Origin of the sequence: Bradyrhizobium sp. BRP22, assembly GCF_020194175.1 — a bacterium.
Taxonomy (GTDB): Bacteria; Pseudomonadota; Alphaproteobacteria; order Rhizobiales; family Xanthobacteraceae; genus Bradyrhizobium.
Map to the genome: position 1 here is coordinate 19,120 of NZ_JADYVX010000047.1, position 22,501 is coordinate 41,620.

19 protein-coding genes are annotated in these 22,501 nt (G+C 64.7%); 8 read left to right on the plus strand and 11 right to left on the minus strand.

Translation table 11 applies throughout. The features are described from left to right. Nucleotides 1–35: 35 nt before the first annotated feature. A complete protein-coding gene (locus I6F35_RS35465; RefSeq protein WP_225122280.1) occupies nt 36–1,481 on the minus strand; it encodes an FAD-binding oxidoreductase in 1,446 nt (481 codons plus the stop codon). Nucleotides 1,482–1,574: 93 nt separating this feature from the next. Between I6F35_RS35465 and I6F35_RS35470 the strand changes: the two genes are divergently transcribed. Together I6F35_RS35470 and I6F35_RS35475 are read left to right on the plus strand one after the other, a co-directional pair. Further along, on the plus strand, nt 1,575–2,117 hold the full coding sequence (locus I6F35_RS35470; RefSeq protein ID WP_225122281.1) for a histidine phosphatase family protein: 543 nt from the start codon (nt 1,575–1,577) through the stop codon (nt 2,115–2,117). A gap of 153 nt (nt 2,118–2,270) precedes the next feature. Continuing rightward, nucleotides 2,271–2,696, plus strand: coding sequence for a universal stress protein (locus I6F35_RS35475; RefSeq protein ID WP_225122282.1), 426 nt, complete (start codon nt 2,271–2,273; stop codon nt 2,694–2,696). 96 nt (nt 2,697–2,792) lie between these two features. Here the strand turns inward: I6F35_RS35475 and I6F35_RS35480 are convergent, their stop codons facing one another. Beyond that, nucleotides 2,793–3,041, minus strand: coding sequence for a DUF1127 domain-containing protein (locus I6F35_RS35480; RefSeq protein ID WP_225122283.1), 249 nt, complete (start codon nt 3,039–3,041; stop codon nt 2,793–2,795). Nucleotides 3,042–3,220: 179 nt separating this feature from the next. Between I6F35_RS35480 and I6F35_RS35485 the strand changes: the two genes are divergently transcribed. Beyond that, nucleotides 3,221–4,564, plus strand: coding sequence for a PLP-dependent aminotransferase family protein (locus I6F35_RS35485; RefSeq protein WP_225122284.1), 1,344 nt, complete (start codon nt 3,221–3,223; stop codon nt 4,562–4,564). Between the two features lie 12 nt (nt 4,565–4,576). Here the strand turns inward: I6F35_RS35485 and I6F35_RS35490 are convergent, their stop codons facing one another. After that, the gene (locus I6F35_RS35490; RefSeq protein WP_225122285.1) at nt 4,577–5,170 is read right to left on the minus strand and encodes a YdcF family protein; all 594 of its coding nucleotides are present in this window, start codon (nt 5,168–5,170) and stop codon (nt 4,577–4,579) included. A gap of 110 nt (nt 5,171–5,280) precedes the next feature. Then, nucleotides 5,281–5,943: a hypothetical protein gene (locus tag I6F35_RS35495; RefSeq protein ID WP_225122286.1), complete on the minus strand. Its 663-nt coding sequence runs from the start codon at nt 5,941–5,943 to the stop codon at nt 5,281–5,283. A gap of 14 nt (nt 5,944–5,957) precedes the next feature. On the opposite strand from I6F35_RS35495, the gene I6F35_RS35500 reads away from it, so the two are divergent. Continuing rightward, nucleotides 5,958–6,392: a hypothetical protein gene (locus I6F35_RS35500; protein WP_225122287.1), complete on the plus strand. Its 435-nt coding sequence runs from the start codon at nt 5,958–5,960 to the stop codon at nt 6,390–6,392. Between the two features lie 127 nt (nt 6,393–6,519). Here the strand turns inward: I6F35_RS35500 and I6F35_RS35505 are convergent, their stop codons facing one another. Together I6F35_RS35505 and I6F35_RS35510 are read right to left on the minus strand one after the other, a co-directional pair. Beyond that, on the minus strand, nt 6,520–7,950 hold the full coding sequence (locus tag I6F35_RS35505) for an MFS transporter (protein ID WP_225122288.1): 1,431 nt from the start codon (nt 7,948–7,950) through the stop codon (nt 6,520–6,522). A 234-nt stretch (nt 7,951–8,184) separates the two neighbouring features. Continuing rightward, nucleotides 8,185–8,691: a ferritin-like domain-containing protein gene (locus I6F35_RS35510; RefSeq protein ID WP_225122289.1), complete on the minus strand. Its 507-nt coding sequence runs from the start codon at nt 8,689–8,691 to the stop codon at nt 8,185–8,187. 391 nt (nt 8,692–9,082) lie between these two features. On the opposite strand from I6F35_RS35510, the gene I6F35_RS35515 reads away from it, so the two are divergent. Together I6F35_RS35515 and I6F35_RS35520 are read left to right on the plus strand one after the other, a co-directional pair. After that, nucleotides 9,083–10,168, plus strand: a complete 1,086-nt coding sequence (locus tag I6F35_RS35515) for a YbhN family protein (protein ID WP_225122290.1) — start codon at nt 9,083–9,085, stop codon at nt 10,166–10,168. Nucleotides 10,169–10,255: 87 nt separating this feature from the next. Beyond that, complete coding sequence (locus tag I6F35_RS35520; protein WP_225122291.1) at nt 10,256–12,196, plus strand: hypothetical protein; 1,941 nt, start codon at nt 10,256–10,258, stop codon at nt 12,194–12,196. Nucleotides 12,197–12,272: 76 nt separating this feature from the next. On the opposite strand, the gene I6F35_RS35525 is transcribed toward I6F35_RS35520, so the two are convergent. The 3 genes from I6F35_RS35525 to I6F35_RS35535 form a co-directional block, all read right to left on the minus strand. Next, nucleotides 12,273–12,698, minus strand: coding sequence for a GFA family protein (locus I6F35_RS35525; RefSeq protein WP_225122292.1), 426 nt, complete (start codon nt 12,696–12,698; stop codon nt 12,273–12,275). Nucleotides 12,699–12,983: 285 nt separating this feature from the next. After that, nucleotides 12,984–13,571: a DUF2147 domain-containing protein gene (locus I6F35_RS35530; protein ID WP_225122293.1), complete on the minus strand. Its 588-nt coding sequence runs from the start codon at nt 13,569–13,571 to the stop codon at nt 12,984–12,986. Nucleotides 13,572–13,735: 164 nt separating this feature from the next. Next, complete coding sequence (locus I6F35_RS35535) at nt 13,736–14,764, minus strand: NAD(P)/FAD-dependent oxidoreductase (RefSeq protein ID WP_225122294.1); 1,029 nt, start codon at nt 14,762–14,764, stop codon at nt 13,736–13,738. Nucleotides 14,765–14,928: 164 nt separating this feature from the next. On the opposite strand from I6F35_RS35535, the gene I6F35_RS35540 reads away from it, so the two are divergent. Next, nucleotides 14,929–15,393 (plus strand): thioesterase family protein, encoded by a 465-nt coding sequence (locus tag I6F35_RS35540; RefSeq protein ID WP_225122295.1) that lies wholly within the window; start codon nt 14,929–14,931, stop codon nt 15,391–15,393. Here the strand turns inward: I6F35_RS35540 and I6F35_RS35545 are convergent. Both I6F35_RS35545 and I6F35_RS35550 read right to left on the minus strand, forming a co-directional pair. Continuing rightward, a complete protein-coding gene (locus I6F35_RS35545) occupies nt 15,390–15,710 on the minus strand; it encodes a 2Fe-2S iron-sulfur cluster-binding protein (RefSeq protein ID WP_225122296.1) in 321 nt (106 codons plus the stop codon). The two genes, I6F35_RS35540 and I6F35_RS35545, sit on opposite strands and share 4 nt — an antisense overlap. Before the next feature lie 125 nt (nt 15,711–15,835). Continuing rightward, nucleotides 15,836–16,225, minus strand: coding sequence for an Hpt domain-containing protein (locus tag I6F35_RS35550; RefSeq protein WP_225122297.1), 390 nt, complete (start codon nt 16,223–16,225; stop codon nt 15,836–15,838). Between the two features lie 393 nt (nt 16,226–16,618). Here I6F35_RS35550 and I6F35_RS35555 point away from each other — a divergent pair, with 393 nt between their 5' ends. Further along, entirely contained in the window at nt 16,619–22,477 is a 5,859-nt protein-coding gene (locus tag I6F35_RS35555; protein WP_225122298.1) for a negative regulator of septation ring formation, read from the plus strand. Nucleotides 22,478–22,501: the final 24 nt, after the last annotated feature.

Consider the following 22,501-nt stretch of genomic DNA (forward strand, 5'->3'; position numbering starts at 1 on the left):
GTTCGCTGTCAGATACGGCGCACGCGTCTGTGACGTTACACCGGTCCGTTCTCGATCTGCTCACTTTTTTGCGAGCTTGAGCCATACGGCTGCTGCGATGCGGGCAGACGGCGCGACGGCCGCGGCAGGGTGCCGGCCTGGCGATTGGCCTCGGCGAGGCGTGCATTGCGGATGCGCTCTCTGGCGCGCAGACGTTCCCGGTAACGCGCCAATACGTTGGCGGTGGCGGAGGCGCCCCGCCCCCAAAGGTTGATCAGATGCGCGGCGACGCGGCCGGTCGTCCCGCCCGCCCAGACCAGTTCGAACGGCGAAAACAGCCGCCAGCGGTCGTCGCCCCGCAGGATGCTGCGCGCGATCAATACCCCCGCCATCGCCGAAGTATTCATGCCTTGCCGGCCAATGCCGCTTGCGACCCAGAGGCCTTTGCGCAACTCGCCGATCTGCGGCATGCCATGCACGGTGACACCAACGGCGCCGCTGAAGACATCGTCGATTCCGACCTTGCCCAGTTGCGGAAAGATGGTCGCGATGCGGCGCTGGATGGCGGGCGCGAAACGCTGCGGCTTCGCATTCCACGTCGTCTCCGGACTTGCCCACATCAGCCGGTCGCCACCGACGACGCGGAAATGATCGATGCCGTCGCTGTCGGCAACCGAGCCGTGAAAGCCGAGTGCCTCCGCGAGCCGCTCGCCAAGCGGCTCAGTCACCGCCGCGTAGCGCCAGACCGGCAACAAGGTGTCCGACAGGCGCTTGAGCGGCGCTCCGAGATGTACGTTGCCGGCGAGCACGATATGCGAGGCGCGCAAACGCGCCGACGGCGTGACGATGCGCTTGCGGATGCCGGAGAAGTCGATGCTGACCACCGGCGTATCCTCGAAGATACGCGCCCCTGCCTGCCGCGCCAGCTCCGCCAGGCCGTGCACATATTTGCGGCCGTCGAGCTGGAATGCCCTGGGATAGTAGATGCCATGGAAATAGCGCTTGGTCCTGATGGTGCTGCGCACACGGTCGACCTGCCACCCCTCGACTTCGGTCTCGAAATCCTCGGTGAGCGTCTGCAGCCGGCTGATCAAGGTCTCGCCGACATCGACGGTGGAAACCTGCAGCGCGCCCTCGCTCAATGCGATGCCCGGGATCAGTTCCTCGGTCGCGGTCGCGCGAACATAATCGGCGCCCGCCTTCGACAGCGCCCAGAGTTCGCGGGCGTCTTCCAGCCCGACGCGTTCGATCAGGTCGGACACAGGAAGATCGAATCCCGGCAACACTGTGCCGAGTTGGTTGCCGGAGGCGTTCCAGCCGACCTGGCGGCCCTCGAGCACCGCGACGCTGGCGCCAAGGCGCGCCGCCTCCCGCGCCACCGTCAACCCGGCAAGCCCGGCCCCGACCACGCAGATATCGACGTCCAGGTCAACCGAGAGGCGCGAGGGGAACGGCACCGCATCATCGGGATCGTCGGTCGCACTTGTGGAAGTCTCGCTCATGTCGTTTTCTTACGGACCGCAGCACGGCTTGTCACCTTGTCGCGGGCATGAGCATGTAGATTAATCCAGAACACGTCGAATTGAGATTGCGCCATGCGCCGTTTGATGCTGTTGCGTCACGCCAAGACCGAAACCGAATCGCCCTCGGGCCAGGACCACGACCGCCGGCTCGATGACCGCGGCCACCGTGATGCCACCGAAATCGGCGGCTGGATCGGCCGGCATCCGCCGTTCCCCGACCGCGTGCTGGTTTCGCCTGCGGTCCGGGCCTATCAGACCTGGGAAATCGCCTGGGAGGCGATGAAAGGGCTGGTGCCGGAGCCGGAGGTCGAATTCCTGCCGGAACTCTACGGCGCCGATCCGACTGAGCTGTTGCACACGATTCGGATGGCTTCGGTCAGCGACCCCAAGCACCTGATGCTGGTCGGCCACAATCCCGGCATGCATGAGCTTGCCCTCACCCTCATTGGCAGCGGTGATGCGGCCGCCAAGAAAGCGCTCGATCACAACCTGCCGACCTCGGGCCTTGCGATCTTCGACTTCCCGACAGAGGAGTGGACCGACGTGGCGTTCCGCCGCGGCAAGCTCGTGCTATTTGTCAGCCCGAAATTATTGAAGCAGACTTCGGACGACTGAAGCGTTTTCGGGCGAAGTGGATACCGGTTTGCATGGCAATCAAGCTTGCGCAGATTGCGTAGACTTATCTGCGCAGAAAACGCGTCAAAACAAGAATTGAGGCAGCGGGAATCGCCGCTTGCCGTGTCAATATTGAGCGGACAGGAGGCTGGGATGTTCAAGTCCATTCTGGTGCCGATCGATCTGGCCGACACCGAGCTGGCGAAGCCTGCGATCGCGACGGCGGCGACGCTGGCGGAAAGCTGGAAGGGCACCGTGCGGCTACTGAACGTGCTGCCGATGACGCCGGTGATGCTCGCCGAATATGTGCCGGCCGATTTCGATACGCAGCAGCGGCAGACCTCCGAGGAAGCGCTCGCGATCGTGGCGAGAGAGAGCGGCATCGAGCCGTCGCGCATTTCCAGCGTGGTGCGTCAGGGCGGCATCTATCACGAGATCCTGGAGGAAGCGGCGGCAATGCACGCCGACCTGATCGTGATGACCTCGCACCGGCCGGCGATGCGCACCTATTTCCTCGGCTCCAATGCCGGCCATGTGGTGCGCTACGCCAAGTGCTCGGTGCTGGTGGTGCGGCACTAGAGCGTGATGACTTTTCTTCGAATGGTCATCCCGCTCTAGCTCTCTGTTTGAGCATGATCTTTTCGGAAAACCGGTCTCCACTTTCCGGATCATGCTCTAGAACGTCTTCGAGCGAAGTTTTCCCATCGCGGGATTGAGCGCACCGCCGACGGCAGCCTCGATCTGGCAGCGCGAGATCCCGATGTCGCGCAGCGCGCGGTCATCCAGTCCACGAAGTGTTTTGATGGCGGCGCGGCGCTCCAGATAGGTGAGCAGCGCGTCCGCAGCCGCTCCGATCCGGCGAACCACTCCGCCTAGTGAGCCCGGCTGCGCGGACCGTCCTGCAGCTGAGGATAGCATCGACATCGTCTTCACTCCGGTTGTCTCCCACGCGGCAAAGCGGTGCCGTGAGCGCAAATGCCGAGCACAGCGCCGTCATTGACCTCGGATTGCTTGCGCATCCTCAGTACAATCCCAGGGTTGATGCCTTCTACATGATCCGGTATTTATCTCGGTTCAAGAGAAACATTGCTCTCGGTACAATTATGTCGAAGTTCGAATATTTGCGGCTTGCCGACGTCATCGCTGCCGAGATCGCCGGCGGCGCGCTGAAACCCGGCGACCGCCTGCCGCCACAACGCAGCTTCGCCTATGAGCGCAAGATCGCGGTATCGACCGCAAGCCGCGTCTACACCGAACTGTTGCGGCGCGGCCTCGTGGTCGGCGAAGTCGGCCGCGGCACCTTCATTTCCGGCAACGCGCAGCGCGGTATCGCGCCGTCATCCGAGGCGCATGGTGCGCGCATCGATATGGAATTCAATTATCCGCTGCTGCCGCAACAGACGGCGATGATCGCGAAAAGCCTGCAAGGGCTGGAGCGGCCGGATGCGCTCGAAGCCGCATTGCGGCAACCGACCACTGCGGGCACGCCAGCCGCGCGCCAGGTCTCGGCGGCGTTCCTTGCCCGCAAGGACTGGTCTCCCGCCGCCGAGCAGATCGTGTTCACCGCCAACGGCAGGCAATGCATCGCGGCGGCGCTCGCGGCGCTGGTGCCGCCGGGCGGGCGCTGCGGCGTCGAGGCGCTGACTTATCCCTTCATCAAGGGCATTGCGGGACGGCTCGGCGTGACGCTGGTGCCGCTCGCGATGGACGAGCACGGCGTGCGGCCCGACGCTGTGCAGAAAGCGCACCGCGAGGCGCACCTGTCGGCGCTCTACCTGCAGCCAACGATCCAGAACCCGTTGGGCATCACGATGCCGACCGCGCGGCGCGCCGATCTGCTGCGCGTGGTCGAGAAGCTCGACCTCACCATCATCGAGGACACGGTCTACGGTTTTCTCGACGACGAGGCGCCTTTGGCTGCGCTGTCGCCCGACCGCTGCATCGTGCTCGACAGCCTCTCGAAGAAGGTCGCGCCGGGGCTTGCGCTCGGCTTCATCGTTCCCCCGCTGCGGCTGCGCGAGATCATCATGGCGTCCGTCCGCTCCGGCGGATGGACGGCGTCAGGCTATGCCTTTGCGGCCGGGCAGCGGCTGATGGGCGACGGCACCGTGTCCGAACTCACGCGGCTGAAGCGGATCGATGCGGCGCGCCGCCAGCAGATGGCCGCGAAATTGCTCACCGGCTTCGACATCCAGGCCAATGCCAAGGCCTATCATCTCTGGCTGACACTGCCGCCGCATTGGCGCTCGCAGACCTTCGTGGCGGCGGCCGCCCGTCGCGACATCGCATTGACGCCGTCGACGACCTTTGCGGTCGCCCCGGGACACGCTCCCAACGCGGTCCGCCTGGCGCTGGGCGCGCCGACGCTGGAGCAGCTCGAGACCGGACTGCGCGCGCTGTCGGGCATCCTGATCGCAAAGGAAGAGGATTTTGATGCGACCGAGTAGAGCCGTGACCTCTTACGCGACCGGCCATTCCGCGATGAATCCCTTGGCCCTGTATGGCTCGATCTTGTCCCACTCGCGCAGCACGCGGCGGCGAAATTCCGGATCGGTGTGCCACTGCGAACGCGGCGTGGCAAAACTGTCGACCGTCATCAGCATCTTCTCCACCTCCGGCCAATGCCGCTGCAGCGTCATCGGATAGCGCCGCGCGGTCCAGGTGTTACCTAGGCAGATGACGCTGCGGATATTTTCCAATCCCAGTGCCGCATCGATGACGGGAAGAGAAAGGATCACGTTCTCGCCGGTATTCATCGCGCAATGCTCTTCGAGAATGATTTCGGGCGGGATGCCGCGTGCGACCATCGCGGCCTTGATGATCTCGCATTCGGAAAGAGGAGATCCCGGCGTCACACCGCCACTGACGATCGACCAGCGGAAGAAACCCTCACGCCAGAGCCGACAGGCCTCATCGACCCGCACATCGACATCTTCGCGTGTGCCGAATACGAACAGGAGATCGGCTGGTTTGAGGGGCGTGCGGATCAGATGCCTCGCGTTGATCGCCGCAATCTCCGCCTCGCTCGGAATGCGTGCGCTGCGGTCCTCCATAGCTTCCCTCGCCCCATCGACAAGAGAGGACGATGCCGCGAACGGATGATTCCGCGAAGTCACTTTTCATTGCGCTCGGTTGCGCTGCGATCATCTCGCGTACGCAAACGCTACGGCAGCAACTTGTCCGGCAGGTGATCGAAGCTGTAGCTGCACGGCCGGTTGCGCACGACGAAGCCGCCGATCTGCCAGGCGAACAGAAGGGCGAATCCGACCAGGAACAGCGCGCCAGTGAATTCGCCGGTGAACAATGCGCGAAGCAACAGCCCGATCATCGCGATCGCCAGCACCACCAACACTGCCAGCGCAGCCGCGTAAGTCGCAGGCCCAAGCCCGCCTGCAAGTCCGGCCTTGCTGCCGGCCGACTTCATGCGTCGGTGCAATTCCTCGATGAAGGCGCGATAGCCGTGATCCTGCGGCGCCATCAGGGTTGCGGTCTGCCAGGTGGTCGAGAGGATGGCAAGACGTCCGCCATTGGCATTCTTGATATCGGCTCGGAACCGGCGCGATTGCATCGACACCGGACGGTACGAGAGGCGGACCGCCGCGATCTCGCGATAAGGCCAGACGCCCGAACGACCGGCGATGCGCCATGACAGTCCGGCATCGGTCAATTCGAACTGATGCGCCGATCCGATCAATGATGCCTTGTAGGCATAGTGCGTCGATGCGCCCTCGCCGCTCTGCGCACTATCGCTGGCTGATGACGTCGACAATTCCACAACCCGCAGCAATCGGCTGACAGCGCCGCTTGCGCGGCGCGTCGGCTTCATCCTACAAGCGGATCATGGCCGAGACGACCTCTTTTCCACGCCACCTGATCCTTGGCGGCGCCATGATCTCCGGCGTGCTGCTGGCACTCGCGGTGCATATGCTGGGCACGCGCTACGGCCTCGACCTTGGCGGGCTGTGGCGCTCCGACACGCACGAATCGATGCCGGCGGGCGCGGCGATCGCCTGGTGGCTGATCGCGACGGTGGCGTTCTGTGGCGGCTATTTCACCGCGAATCTGATGCACAGCGCGGTCGCGGGCGAGATTCCGCCGCGGATGCGGCAATTCCTGATCGCGGTCGGCGTCCTGATTCTCGCCGGTGCCGGCCAGGTGGCTTCCGCACCGAGTTCGATCTCGACCATCTCGATCGTCGAGGCAGGCCTCGCCGCCCTCTGCCTCGGCGCAGCGATGGCGTTTTGCGGCGCGCATTTCGCGCTGCGCAAGAACTAGGCGCTCAGGCGCCGCGGCGACCGCTCCGCCAGAATCTTCTCTACCTCGGCCGCGGGACGCGGCGCGCTGAACAGATAGCTCTGTGCCTGCGTGCATCCCTCGCAACCAGCCCGCGTAATTCCGGCGGTCACGCTGCGCCCGGGCCGCGCGGCGAGGCGCCGAGCATGATCGCGACAGCGGCCGCAACCAGCAGGCCGGCGGAGATGAGCAGCGACACATCCAGGCCGGCGATGAAGACCGAGGAGCGACCGACCAGCGAGCCGAACAGCGCGACACCCAATACGCTGCCGGTCTGGCGGGTCGCATTCAGCACGCCGGCTGCAATCCCCGAACGCGATTTCTCGACGCTGCCGAGCAGCGTCGACGTCAGCGGCGGGACCAGCAGGCCGAGCCCGCTGCTCATCGCAATCAGTTGCGCGCCGATCGCCCAATAGGCGGTATCAGTGCCCAAGCCGAGCAGTGCCAAGCATCCGGCCGCCGACAGCAGCGCACCGCCGCCGATCGTCGCGGGCGCACCGATGCGCTCGCTGATGCGCGGCGCGATCAGATTGACGGGCAGCACCGCGCCCATCATCGGCACGAAGGCAAGCCCGGTCTGAAATGCCGAGAGGCCGTTGATCTCCTGGAAATACAGGCTCAGCACGAAGATCAGTCCGTAATAGGCGACGTTGACGAGGAGACCGACGAGGGACGTCGCCGAGAACATGCGCTGCCTGAACAGCGACAGCGGCAGCATCGGTTGCCGCGCCCGGGCTTCGCGCCAGACGAACAGGGCGCTCAGCACCGCGCATGCGGCAAAACCTGAGACCACGAACGGGTCGTGCCAGCCCCGCGCGCCGCCCTCGATGAGGGCGCCGGCGAGCGTGCCGAGGGCTGCGATCGCTGCGATCTGGCCAGGCAGGTCGATCTCGCGCGAAAGTGAGCGCGTGGTCTCATCGGCGTAGCGCAAGGTCAGCCAGAGGCCGGCAAGCCCGATCGGCAGGTTGACGAGGAAGATCGCGCGCCAGCCGGTAAGCGCAATCAATGCGCCGCCGACGAAAGGTCCAGCCGTCAGCGCCACGCTGGCGCCGGCCGCCCAGACCGCGACGGCGCGGCCGCGCGCCTTCTCATCCGGATAGGCATGGCTGAGCAGCGCCAGCGAATTCGGCACCAGGATCGCAGCCGCCAGTCCCTGGAAGCAGCGCGCCGCGATCAGGATCGGCGCGCTCGGCGCCAGCGCACAGGCAAGCGACGCCGCGGTGAACAACGCAAAGCCGCTCATGAAGACCCGTTTGGCACCGATCCGGTCGCCAAGCGCACCGGCCGTCAGGATGAAGGCGGCAAAGGCGATGGTGTAGGCGCTCACCACCCATTGCAGGTCGGACACGCCGCCGCCAAGCGTCGTGCCGATCGCATGCAGCGCGGTGTTGACGATGGTGACGTCGAGTTGCACCACACCGTAGCCGAGGCTCATCGCGGCAAGCGTAAGCGAGGCGGCGAGCCTTGAAGGCACCGGTTTTTCGGCCGGACGGGACGGCGCGTCCGCATGCTGCCAGGTCTTGAGCGGCAGGTCCTGCATGGATCACCTCGACGGAGAGCCAGCACCAGACATAACCCGTCATTTCGCGAATACGCTTCGCTAGTGATCGAATAATGATCGGAGATAGATCGACCGGCACGAAAACGCCGCACCGGAGCCCCGGCGCGGCGTTTTGCCTCAATATCCGAAACGACGAGAGCGTGATCCGGACATCCGGAACCACGCGGCCGAGAGCTGTGATCGCGATCCGATTTCAACGGGCGCGGTCGTGACCTAGCTCGCGGCCTTGAGGTTGACCTTGCCTTCCGCAAGCGAGGTCAGCTTCTTGTCGGTCATTTTTTCCTCATCCAGCGTCTTCTGCAGGATGGAAGCGCAGTCATTGCGACCGAGCTGCCGTGCCCAGGCGATCAGGCTGCCATAGCGGACGATCTCATAATGCTCGGCGGCCTGCGCGGCATTGATCAGCGCTGCGTCGAGCACCTTCTTGTCGGCCACCTCTCCGGCCACTTCGTCGGCTTCCTCGATGATGCCGTCGATTGCCGGGCAATCGACTGCTTTCACCTGGGCGCCGTGCATCTGGAATACCTGTTCCAGCCTCTGCACATGCGTCCTGGTCTCATCCAGATGTGTGAGGAAGCCCTGCTTCAATTTCGCGTCGGTGGCTTTTTCGGCCATTTTCGGCAACGCCTTCACAAGTTGTTGCTCGGCGTAATAGATGTCCTGCAATTGATGCACGAACAAATCGTTCATGCTCTTGATGTCTTTGCTGAAGAGTCCCATTGCGCGTATCCCTCTGTTCTGGGAACATGATGCGCGACCACCTCCTCGCCCCCGCAACGCCATGTCCTGCTTGCTGATACCTGCGCTAACCGGCCGAATGCGCGGACGTTCCAGCAAAACCGCAAGAACCGGCCACGGAACGGCGGAACGCTGCGACGAATTGAACCGACGGGACCGCCGGCAACGACTCACATTTTTCAACGCCCGGACATATGTAAGGCGTATGACACAAACCGCGAACGAAGGTACAAGCGTGGCTTGTCAAGGGCTGCACAAGCTTACCGTTTTGCCTTATGGATGGTTCGGCACGGTGCGTTTGACCGTCACCCGTTACCCCATGTGACCCACGCAACGGGCCCTTCTTACGAATGCCGCCCCGCCGGGAGGATGAATGCATCGGCTGCTGACCGCGCTTGGGCGTGGCTTCAAGGAAAAGATCGGCTGGAAACGGCTCGGGATCGCCGCGAGCCTTATCATCATCGTCTTGGCGGTGACCCATCTGGTCCGGACCTTGAAGGGTGTCGATACCGCCCTCGTCCTGACGGCACTAACTGAAATTGCGCCGCATCGCATCGCGCTCGCCGCGCTCTGCGTGGTCGGCGCCTTCTGCACGTTAACCTTTTACGATTTCTTCGCGCTTCGGACCATCGGCAAGACCCATATCCCGTACCGCATCGCAGCGCTGTCGAGCTTCACGAGCTACACCATCGGCCACAATATCGGCGCCACCGTCTTCACCGGCGGCGCGATCCGCTTTCGCATCTATTCGGACTACGGCCTGACCGCCATCGACGTCGCCAAGATCTGCTTCCTCTCCGGCCTGACGTTCTGGCTCGGCAACCTCTTCGTGCTCGGGATCGGCATGGTCTGGCATCCCGGGGCGGCGTCCTCGATGGACCTGTTGCCGGAGGCCATGAACCGGCTGATCGGATTTGGCTGTCTTGCCGGCATCGCCACCTATCTGGTCTGGCTGGTGACCGGCACCGGCCGCCGCGAGCTCGGCCAGAACGGCTGGAAAGTGATCTTGCCGTCGGCGAAGCTGACGCTGGTGCAGATTCTGATCGGCGTGGTCGATCTCGGCTTCTGCGCGCTGGCGATGTATCTGTTGATGCCGACCGAGCCCTATATCGATTTCGTCTCGCTGGCCGTGGTGTTCATCCTGGCGACCCTGCTCGGCTTCGCAAGCCACGCCCCCGGATCGATCGGCGTGTTCGACGCCGCGATGCTGGTGGCGCTGCCGGATTTCTCCAAGGAGCAGTTGCTGGCGACACTGGTCGTGTTCCGCATCCTGTATTTCCTGATCCCCTTCGGCATCTCGATCTCGATCATGGGGATGCGCGAGCTCTGGCTCAGCGTGGTGCAGCCATGGCTCAGCCGCCGCAAGCTCAATGATCCTCCGTTCAGGGCCGAGACTGCGGAAGCCACCGTGCGGCAATCGGTCGAGAGCCGGCCACGGATCAAGCATCTCAAGCGGTAACAGCGACGTTATCCGGACGCGTTAATCTTTCTGGCCAATTGGGCGCAGCTCTCTTATTTCTGCCCCACCGATGCCGTCAAACGCGCCATGGTCAAAATTCCGTTCCGTCCGATCGTTTCCGCCGCGCTGCTGGCGGTCGCGCTGCTGAGCCAGTCGGCCGAAGCGCAGACCGCCGGCGAACAGCCGCTGCAGATTTCCTGGGAAGTTCGCAACCGTTTTCGGCTGTTCCGCGAGGAACGCGACTTCCTGCTGCAGACCGATGCCGGCAGCGGCCGCAGCGTGCTCGCGGCCGAACAGGCGCTGGAATTGCAGAGCGACGGCCGTGGTTGGGCGCGCAACACCGTCAATCGGCTCTGCATCGATCTCGCCGGCCGCGTCAACGAGCCCTGCACCCGCGACAACGTCAAGGAGAGCTATCTGACGCCGATCGACCACCCGATCACGGTGCGACTGGCCGGGCCGATTCCGGTCGGCGCCACCTGCGCCTGGTCGTTCGATGATGGCGATGGGCCCCAGACCTCCGCCTTCGACTGCGCCGAGCCGGTGAACCTTCGCGTCCGCTACGGCCGCACCACGGTTGCGACCGTCGACGTCTCCGCGGGCTCGGATCCGACCCAGCGCGTCTCCACCGAAATCGCCGTACGCGACATCTTCATCGCCGGGCTCGGCGACAGCGTCGCCTCCGGCGAGGGCAATCCGGACCGGCCGATTGCACTGGCGGAAGAAGGCTTCTGCTTCCGCTCCTATCTCGGCACCGCCGGCGCGCAATATTACCGGCCGAGCCGCGCCGGCTACAAAGGCGGGCGCGCCTGCGAAGCGCCGGACTTCCTCTCGGTATGGCAGAAGCACAGCGCGCTGTGGTTCAACGCGGCCTGTCATCGCTCGCTCTACAGCTACCAGACGCGCACGGCGCTCGCGCTCGCGGTGCGCTACCCGCACATCGCCGTGACCTACCTGCCGCTCGCCTGCACGGGCGCAACCATCAATGACGGGCTGCTCGGCTCGCAGCAGGCCCGCGAATGCCTGCCGAGCAAATCGGGCAACACCTGCTCGGGCAGCGTCAACGGCCAGCTTGCCGAATTGCGCGATGCGCTTGCGGCCGCCAAGCGCCGCCAGCCGGATCGGCAGCTTGACCTGATCCTGCTCTCGATCGGCGCCAATGACATCTACTTCTCCGGCCTCGTCGCCGATGTGATCGTCGATACCGCAACCGAGCGCGCGCTGTTCCGGCGCGGCGGCGTCATGGCCTCCGTCGACGATTCCCGCGACGCGCTGCGACGCGCGTTGCCGCAATCCTTCGCCAAATTGCGCGAGGCGCTCAAGCCGCTCGTCGGCGGCGACCTCACGCGCGTGATCTATACGGCCTACGCCAATCCGGCGCTTGCGGATGGCGGCGTGCCCTGCCCCGGCGGGCGCGCCGGCTTCGACATCCATCCCTCGTTCAACGCCGCGCCGCAGCGCCTTGGTCCGGTGGTTGGCTATGTGCAGGACGAGTTTCTTCCGACGCTGAAAGGGCTGGCGCTCTGCCAGTCTGGCGTGCTCTGCCGCAATCCGCGCGCCGATCGGATGACCTTCGTCGACGCGCATCAGAACGCGTTCGCGATGCACGGCTTCTGCGCGCGCGCCGGCACCGACCCGGAATTCGACCGGCAATGCTTCGCGGCCAATGGCGAGAGTTTCGATCCTGATATCGTCACCGCCGCCAGCCAGCCGATGCTGTGCGGGCGCAGCGCCTCGGATTATCGCGCCTACCTGCCGCGCGCCCGCTGGATCCGCGATGCCAATGACAGCTACTTCACCGCGATGACCTATCCGCAGGCGCTGCCGTCCTCGATGCAGCCCTCGGACATCCACGACGCGACCTGGGGCGTCCTGTCGGCGGTCTATGGCGGCGCGGTACATCCGACCGCCGAAGGCCACGCCGCGATGGCTGATGCTGCCGTCCCCGCGGCGGCCGGGGTGCTGCGGCTCGATGTCAGCGTGCCCGAAGTGATCTCCGAACCGGTGCAGCCGATCGGCGGGCGCTAGAGCGTTCGAGCGACGTGGATACCGGTATGCTCTACAGTGGTGAACCGAACCACGGCATTGTCCTCGACCGCGATCGTTAGTCGGCCGGGATGAAGCGGAGGGTGCCTGCTCGACGGGTTGGCCTCCCGGTGTCGTTCGTATGATTGATGCCATCCATGACGGGCACCTCGGAGAAATCGAATGGGCTTACCCCGTCCAGGCAAGCCACATTTACGGCGTACAGGTTCTGGTTCGATCGTCGTTGATGATGCGTGTATATTCCGCAGCAAGAACAGAAGAAGTGCTGCGCCGATCCCGTATGGAAGCGGTAGGTTGTTAGCGCATCCTCGCCCTGCAGAAGCTTGATTCCACCCATCTCCGCCATGACCACGACGGCGCCTCGCATCCGGCAGTAAGAGCAGGTGCAGCGGCGGATCGAATTGAAACCATCGCTGAGCGTCGCCTCGAAACGCACCGCGCCGCAATGGCACTGGCCAGCCCGAACGTTCGTGTCGCTCACCATGTTGCCTGCGTCTCCTGTCAAGATCACTTCTACGCCCGTCTCGGTGCTAGGACGAGAACGTCTCAGCGACGTCAACGGATGGGAATACGAACCTATCTCTGGAACTTGAGCGGGACAATTCAAAAAAATTCGCGCATGACGTGAGAAGAGCTCACGCGAAGGCTCGATGCAGACTTCAACGATGCTGTGTGAACCAGATGGTGTGACCCATCTCTGCAGCAGGAGGTTGAGACGGCTCCGCCGGGTCGGAAGCGGAAGCCGTCCTCAGGCTGGTTCTCCAGGCCCCTAACGCGTAGGCGGCGCGGCGGACGGAACGTTCTTCTTCGTGGCCGCAGGCGGCGGCTTCATCGCGGCGGCCTGTGCCGGCAGATATTTCGCGACAATGCCGGGATCGAGCTGCGCGATCGCCGTGTCGGGCAGGCGATACCAGGTCTCGTCCTTGCCGAACAGCGAGATGCCGATATAGCCGCGCATCGTCAATTCCTTGCCGTCGGGACTGACGCTCATCTTGGCCTTGTAGATGCTGCCGTCGCGCGGATCGAGCACGTTACCTTCCTCGTACTTCAATCCGCTGCGCTTCATGTTGCGGATGAAGGGAATGCCCAGCAGTGGAGCGTTCTTGCGGTCGTCAGTGCATTTCGAGCAGACTTGGGTGACAGGCTCGCCGGGCTTGGGGAACGTCTTCGCCATGATGCCTTCGAAGACGCCGTTATTGTCGACGAACAGCACCCATATCACGGGCTTGCCGTCCTCGACCTTCTGCCACAGGCCTGCCGCCGACGGCTGCTGGGCCTGCACCGGCAGTGCCGCCGCCAGAAGGAACGCCATGATGATCGGCGCCGTCAGTCGAAATCGAAATCGCCAATTCAGCATCGTCGTCACCCGACTAATCTATCAAAGGAATGAACGAAGACTACGGCCATTTCGCGGTAGGTTCCAGTGGTAGCGCAGAACGATGCAAATAGCCGCAGGGCCGCCCTGTGGTCCGGATCAGTGATATTTTAGCTGGGACCCAATCGACCATGCTTTGATGGGAATCAATTGACACCGAGCTTCTTCTGCAGGCTCGAAGATGACGTCGTGTACTGGAACACAAGCCGCTTGTCCGGATAGACATAGCGGTGCGCCTTCTGCGCCATCAGCGCGCCCTCGTGGAAACCGGACAGGATCAGCTTCAGCTTGCCGGGATAGGTGTTGATATCGCCGATCGCGAAAATGCCTGAGACGTTGGTTTCGAAGGCGGCGGTGTCGACCGGCACGAGATTGTTCTCCAGCGCCACGCCCCAGTTCGCGACCGGGCCGAGCTTCATCGTGAGCCCGAAGAACGGCAGCATCGTATCGCACGCGACCCGCGTGATCGCGTTGTCGTTGCCCTTCACCGTTGCCGCCGCAAGCTTGCCACCCTCGCCTTCGAGGCCGGTGACCTGGCCGAGCTTCAGATCCATCTTGCCGTCGGCGACCAGCGCGCGCATCTGCTCGACGCTATGAGGCGCGGCGCGAAATTCATCGCGTCGATGCAGCAGCGTGATGCGTTTGGCGATCGGGTGCAGGTTGAGCGTCCAGTCGAGCGCGGAATCGCCGCCGCCGACGATCAGGATGTTCCGGTCGCGGAACTGCTCCATTTTCCGCACGGCGTAAAATACCGAGCTGCCTTCATAGGCTTCGATGCCCGGCACCGGCGGCCGCTTCGGCTGGAACGATCCGCCGCCGGCAGCGATCACCACCACCTTGCATTCGAACACCTTGCCGGCATCGGTCGTCACGCGGAAGGCGGGATCGCCGATCTTCTCGATCGTCTCCACCATCTCGTTGAGGTGAAAGGTCGCGCTGAACGGCTTGATCTGCTCCAGCAGCGAATCCGTCAGCCCCTGGCCGGTGACGAGCGGAACGCCGGGAATGTCGTAGATCGGCTTCTCCGGATACAGCTCGGCGCACTGGCCGCCGATCTTGTCGAGGATGTCGACCACATGCGCCTTCATGTCGAGCAGGCCCAGTTCGAACACGGCAAACAGTCCGCAGGGACCCGCGCCGATAATCAACACGTCGGTTTTGATCGCTTCGCTCATATCCGCTTCTTTGTCAGTTGAGTACGAAATGGGAAGACTTCGCCGACCGAGCCAGAGCGGCCTGATCGGGAACGCCATAATAGGGGCGGCAGACGCCGCGGCAACCCCTTGCCGCAACTCGACAACTAGGCTGTAACGGGCCGAACCATCCGGAGATTGTGCAAGTGAATGCCCCGATCCGTTCCGACGCCACGCCGCGCCTGGAAGACTATCCCTATCGGCTGTCGGACAATGTGCGCTTTGCCGACCTCGATCCCAATGGGCACGTCAACAATGCGGTCTATGCGAGCTATTTCGAGACCGGCCGCGTCACGCTGATGAAGGATCGCAGCAAGGGATTGGTGCCGGAGGGGCTGGCCTGGATCATGGTGCGGCTCGACATCCACTTTCGCGCCGAACTGCATTGGCCTGGCGCGATCGAGCTGGGACTGGGCGTCGCGAAGTTCGGGCGAACCTCGGTGACGTTCGATCAGGTCGTATTTTCGCAGGGCCGATGCGTGGCCTCAGCGCAGGCGGTGACGGTGCTGATCGACGAGGCCACACGCAAGCCGGTTCCCCTGACCGATGACGTGAAGGCCAATCTGAAACCGTGGATTCACCGCGGCCTGGATCAGGATCAACTGGATTAAGCCTGCCGTTCCGGCGTCGTCACCACGAGGCCGTCGAGTTCGTCGGTGACCTTGATCTGGCAGGAAAGGCGCGAATTCGGCCGCACGTCGAAACCGAAATCCAGCATGTCCTCTTCCATCGGCGTGGGTGCGCCGACCTTTTCGCGCCAGGCCTCGTCGATATAAACATGGCAGGTCGCACAAGCGCAGGCACCGCCGCATTCGGCCTCAATGCCCGGAATGCCATTGCGGATCGCGCCTTCCATCACGGTCGCGCCGTTCTCCACCTCGATGGTGCGTCTTTCCCCGGAATGGTCGACATAAGTTATCTTGGCCATGATCGCTCGTGCTGCCGGAATACGGATCTGGATGAGGTCCCCGGCAGTCCCTATAACGGGTCGATCCCGCGAGCGCCAGCGGCGGGGGCCCCTCGCGCAAAACCTTTTGACCTGAATTTTGCCGGCTAATTCCGGTTTGAAGGCGCGCCGAGGATCACTTCGATCGCGTTCCGCGCCCGTGCGACCGCTTCGGTGAGAACCGCCAAAGGCTCCGCCGGTTCGGCGCCGCTCACCAGGACGTGTTCCAGCCTGGCGGCCGCATCGGCCACGGCAAAGGCGCCGATCGCACGCGCCGAGCCCTTCAGCTTGTGCACCAATTCGCGCCCGTCCCGCGGGAGGGTTGCCAGCGTCTCGATCAGCTTGACCGATTGCGCCACGAACAGCGAAAGCACCTCGCGCTCGAGCGCGGCATCGCCGAGCGACATCCGCGCAAGATGCGCAAGGTCGATCGGACCGTCACCGGGCGCGAGTGGCGGCGAAGCTATCCATTGGGTGCGTTCGAGGTGGCGCGGCATGGTCTGATCCGGGGGACTGGCCGCCGCCTCGTTTTCGGTGGGGCCGTTTGCGGCCTCAACCAATCACGGAATTAGTTAACGGATCGTTGGCCAAATTTGCCTCAACTTTGCCCTTTTTCGGACAAAGTACCACCTCAATGGCCCTCAGCAAGCGGGAATTGTGTGTAAGCATAAGGCCTTATGGCATAAAGCTGTTAACGATGATTAAGAATGTCTTAATCGCGGCCATTTCATTCGCATCGCTCAACCAATAGGATGTTTCCGGATGTAGGGGACAAGCGGCCGACGGGCGTGCTTGCGTACCGCTTTACGGGGACGGGACGGCTCGAGCTTGCGGGGGACGATGTTCGCAAGGTCGCCGACGCGTAATAGTTGAGAGGGCTCAGACTTAACATGGCGAACAATCCCAAGAAGGTGAAAGATCCCACCGAAGTTGCGCTGTCTGCCATTCAGGAGGCTCTGAACATCGGCGAATCGAGCGCCGAGCCCAATCGCGATGCGACCAGTACCAGTACCAGTGGCAGCGAAGTCGCGCCGCCCGTGATGCCTGCTGCGACCACGCCTTTCCCCGAAACTCCGTTCGAGACGCGTCCGAGCAGCGAACGCTCGGTATTCGAGCCGATCGAGGAGCAGCGCAGCCCCCGCCGCGCCGCCAATGATGATCGCGAGGCGATCGGACAATTGCTGCAGGCGCTGCAGACGGGCCGCCCTGCCCGCAACGTCTACACCTTTGCGTCGATCTTCACCGGCGTCTGGCTGCTCGGCTGCGGCCTGCTCACGGTGAGCTTCCTGTCGTCGCTGCAGGCCGCGATCGGCCAGAGCGGCGGCGTGCTGGTGCTGGCGGGCCTCGTCTGCCTATTCCTGGCGCCTGTGCTGCTGTTCTACTTTCTCGCGAGTCTCGCCTGGCGCGGCCAGGAGATGCGGATGATCGCGCAATCGATGGCGCAGGTCGCGATCCGCTTCTCCGAGCCTGAAGGCGCTGCGAGCGACTCCATGGTCACGGTCGGACAGGCGATCCGCCGCGAGGTCGCGGCGATGGGCGACGGCATCGAGCGCGCGATCGCGCGCGCCGGCGAACTCGAGACGCTGGTCGCCAACGAGGTCGCGGCGCTGGAGCGCGCCTATTCCGACAACGAGGTGCGCATCCGCGCGCTGTTGCAGGACATCGCTCACCAGCGCGACAATCTGGTCGGACAGGCCGAGCAGGTCCGCAGCGCCATTTCCGGCGTGCAGATCGACCTGCGCCACGACATCGCGCTGATCTCGGACGCGATCGCCTCGCGCGTTGACGAAGTCGCAAAAAGCATCACCGGTGCCCTGGAAGAGCGCGGCGCCCACATCACCCAGGCGCTGAGCCATGCCGGCGACAACATGATCCTCGCGCTCGGCGAACGCGGCGGCGACCTGCTCGACCGGCTCGAGGAGGCCAGCTCCGAGACCACGCGCGCGGTGCTCGACGCTTCCGAGCGGCTGACGAGCAGCCTCAACTTCAAGACCGGTCACGTCCACGACGAATTCGTCGACCTCGCCGACCGCGTCCATGAAATGCTGAACGAGCGCATCGACCGCATCACCGGCGAATTCGAGCAGCGCGCCGCGAGCGTCGTCGAGAGCATCACCGATCGCACCGAACAGGCGCACGATTCCCTGAAGAATTCGTCCGACTCGCTCCTGCTCGAACTCGAGCTGCGCAGCGGCGACCTCATTGGCAAGATCGACGAGGCCGGCAACCGGCTGGCCAACCAGGTCCTCACTTCCGGCGACAAGGCGAGCGAAGCGCTCGACATCACCGTCAATTCGCTGGTCGCCAGGGTGGTGAGTCAGACCGAAACCGCGCATGACTCGCTCTCGCTGCAGATGAGCGCCTTCGACGAACTGGTGAAGAACCAGGGCGCGGAACTGGCGGAGAAGTTCGCCCGCGATTCCGGCACGCTCGGTGCGCTGATCACCCGCCATATCGCGGAGTTCGACCGCACCGTGAAGATGTTTGGCGGCGAGATCGTCGAGCGCATGGGCCAGCGCACCGAGGATATCGCCACCACACTGAAGGACTATGTCGACAATTTCGACGCCCGCCTCACCTCCAACAGCGGCGAGATCACGGCGACCCTCGACCAGCGCCTGTTGCAGTTCGAGACCACGCTCGGTGACCGCGTCACCAGCCTCGACTCGTCGCTGGACAGCAAGCTCGCCTCGTTCGACAGCGCGCTGAGCGGCCGCGTCAGCACGCTCGACAGCGCGCTGGAGAACCGCATCGGCACGCTCAACGCCTCGCTCGAGACGCGGCTTGGCTTCCTCGACAACTCGCTCGACGGCCGCCTCAAATGGCTCGACGAATCGATCGATGGCCGCCTGAAGTCGCTGGAACAGACTTTCGACACCCGGGCCAGCTCGGTCACGCAGACGATCGATGGCCGGCTCGGCATGCTCGCGACCTCGCTCACCGATGGCGCGGCGCAGGCGATCCAGTCGATCGACGCCCGCCTTGGCATGCTCTCCTCCTCGCTCACCGACGGCACCGCGCAGGCGATTGAGGCGCTCGACCGCCGCATCGCCAGCGTCACCGAAACCGTGGACGGCCGCAGCGCGCAGCTGACCGACACCATCTCGGCCCGGTTCCTGGAAATCCATCAAGGCATCGAGACCCGCGTTGGCGCCATCGCCAGTGATATCGACACCCGCGTGGCGCAGTTCGAGGACCTGCTGGGCTCGCGCGTGGAAGCCGTGGCAGGCCGCATCGAGAGCAGCGGACGCCAGGCCAGCGACGAGCTGATGGCGCGCGCCGAACTGCTCTCCTCCGGCATCAAGTCGCATGTCGAGGACGCCGAGCGCTCGCTGACCAACCTGGTGGTCAACACCAGCGAGACCATCCAGACCGGCGCGCGCACGGCGCAGCAGTCGTTGCTGACGGTCTCCTCCGACGTCGGCGCGCAGCTCAAGCTCACCGCCGGCGAAGTCGAGGCCGCACTGACCGCGGTCGGCGCCGGAGCCGCGACGTCGATCCTGTCCAGCGCGCGCGACGCCCAGGCGTCGCTGATGGCGGCCACAGGCGAAGTCGCCTCTCAGGTCAAGGCGCTGTCGACCGATGTTGAGCGCACCCTGCAGGCCGCAGGCAGCGCCACCGCCGCCTCGATCCTGTCGGGAGCACGCGAGGCCCAGACCGCGCTGGTCAGCGCCTCCACCGATGCGGCAAGCCAGGTCAAGTCGCTCGCCATCGACGTCGAGCGCTCGCTGACGCTCGCCGGCACGGCCACGGCTGAAGCCGTCACGGCCGGTGCGCGCGAAGCCCAGAACACGCTGATCACGGCATCCACCGACATCACGAGCCAGATCAAGTCCCTGGCGGGCGATGTCGAACGCTCGCTCTCGCTGGCCGGCAGCTCGACGGCGGAAGCCGTGGTTACCAGCGCACGCGAGGCCCAGAACGCGCTGACCACAGCCTCGACCGACATCACCAGCCAGGTGAAGGCGCTCGCGACCGATGTGGAGCGTTCGCTGTCGACCACAGGCGCGTCGACGGCCGAAGCAGTCGTGAACAGCGCCCGTGAGGCTCAGAGCACGCTGGCGGCGGCCTCGACGGAAGCGGCAAACCTGATACGAACGCTGACCGCCGACGTGCATGGCTCGCTGGTTGCTGCCTCGACCGAGGCTACGAACACGGTCACGACGCTGAGCGCTGATATGCAACGCTCGCTATCCATGGCCGGCGCGGCCACGGCAGAGTCGATCACATCGGGCGCACGCGAGGCACAGAACACGCTGGTTGCTGCGTCAACAGAGGCTGCAAACTCCGTCAAGACGCTGGTCGCCGACGTGCAGCGCTCGCTCTCCATGGCGGGTGCCGCCACCGCGGAGTCGATCACCTCGGGTGCGCGCGAAGCCCAGAACACGCTGGTTGCCTCGTCAACCGAGGCTGCAAACACCGTCACGGCACTGGCCGCTGATATGCAGCGCTCGCTGTCCATGGCGGGTGCCGCCACCGCGGAGTCGATCACCTCGGGTGCCCGCGAGGCCCAGAGCGCGCTGGCTACCGCATCGTCGGAGGCAGCCAACCACGTCAAGTCGCTGGCAATCGATATCGAGCGGACGCTGACCGCGGTCGGCGCCGACACCGCCGCGGCCATCCTGAGCAGCGCGCGCGAGGCACAGACCTCGTTCGCGTTGACCTCTTCCGACGCGGCAAATCAGATCCAGGCCATCTCGGTCCAGATCGAGCGCTCGCTCGTCGCCGTCACGGCGAACACCACCGAGACGATCCAGACCTCGGCGCAGAACGCGCAGAGTTCGCTGATTGCCGCCGCCAACGAGGTCTCCTCGAAGGTCAAGACGACGTCCGCCGACATCGAGCGTTCGGTGCTCGCCGCCTCCAGCCAGTTCGGCTCGACCATGACCGGCAAGACCGACGAGATCGTCACCTATGTGCAGCAGCAGGCCGAGCGGCTGGCACAGATGGTCGACACAAGGCGCGGCACGCTGGTGGAAGCGCTCACCAGCAAGAGCGCGCAGCTCGCCACCGATATCGACCGCGCCACTGCGGACGCGCTCAAGTCGATCGAGATGCGCGGCCATACCTTCGCGCAGACGATGTCGACCCACGGCGCCGAAGTCGCGCGCAACATCACCTCCGCCGGCGATCTTGCCACCGGGGCGGTGGCGAAGTCGCTGAAGGACCTCGAGCACTCTTCGCGCGCGGCGATCGATCAGTCGCGCCAGGTCTCGATTGCCGCCGTCACCGAGATGCAGGAGACCAGCAAGATCCTGCGCACGGATACGGTGGCGCTGTTCGAGCGCCTGCGCGAGGGCAACATCCTGCTGCAGGAAGTGCTCACCGGCGCCCACGACAATCTCAACTCGCTCGAGCGCGCGCTCGTGACCCGCGTCGCCGACTTCGTCTCGGCGATGAACGACGTCACCTCGCGCAACGGCGTTGCGACCCAGACGCTGGAAGACCAGCTCACCGTGTTCAACAGCAAGACCCAGAAGGCGCTGGAGGACCTCGGCGAGCTCTCGACCCAGTTCGACACCCACGGCCGCGCGCTGGTCGAAGCCGCCGCACTGGTGGAGCAGAGCAACCGCAACACCACCTCCTCGATCGCCGAACGCAAGGCGACGCTGGAATCGCTGGTCACCACCATCGACCTGCGCACCACCGATCTCGACCAGCGGCTGTCGCGCTTCACCGGCCTGCTCGATGAATCGCTCGCCGCAGCCGAGGAGCGCGCCCGCGACATCGCCCGCGTGGTGGCGGAAACCGCCGGCGCCGGCTCGGCGGCGATCAGCCGCCAGTTCGAGGCCGTGCGCGCGGCCGCCGAGAACGAGCGGCAGCATACGATCGATGCGATGAACGAGCTGTACCAGCAGAGCACCCAGGACACGGATGCGATGTTCAAGGAATCGACGGAGAAGTTCTCCGCGATGGTGCAGTCGATGAAGCAGATGGCGGCCGAGATGCACAACGAGCTCGAGGCCACCCGCAACGAGCTGCGCCGCGGCGTGCTCGAGATGCCGCAGGAGGCGGCGGAAAACACCGCGCAGATGCGCAAGGTGATCGTCGACCAGATCGAGGCGCTGGCCGAGCTCAACCGCATCGTGGCGCAGCACGGCCGCGGGCTCGACGTTGCGACCAGCAACCGGGCGAGCGCGCAGCGCCAGGAAGAGCCCGTGATGGTCGCTGCCGCCGGAGGTCGCGGAAGCGATGCCCGCATGCGCGACTATGGCAGCGCATCGAACCTGCCACCGCCGGACCTTGGCGTGCCGGCCTCGACCTCGCGCCGCACCGAGGCGCCGCCGGTCAGCCCGGCGAACCCGGACAATGGTCGGGACGGCTGGCTGTCGGACCTGCTCAACCGCAGCGAGACGCCCACCCCCACGCCCCGCGAAGCGCCGCGTCCCCGTCCACAGGCCGCTGCCGCCGCCAATCCGCTGGAATCGCTGTCGCTCGACATCGGCCGGCTAATGGACCGCAACCTCGCCGCCGAGATGTGGGACCGCTACCAGCGCGGCGAGAACAAGGCGTTCAGCAAGCGCCTCTACACGCCGGCCGGCCAGAAGGCCTTCGACGAGGTCGCCCGCAAATACCGTTCCGACCGCGGCTTCAAGCAGACGGTCGACCGCTACATCGCCGAGTTCGAGCGGCTGCTCGATGAAGTCGCCCGGGAGGATCGCGGCCCGCAGGCGCTGCGCAACCACCTCACCTCGGAGACGGGGCTGGTGTACACGCTGCTCGCCCATGCGGCGGGACGGCTGGGGTGAGACGCGCATAGCGAGTGGTCAGTG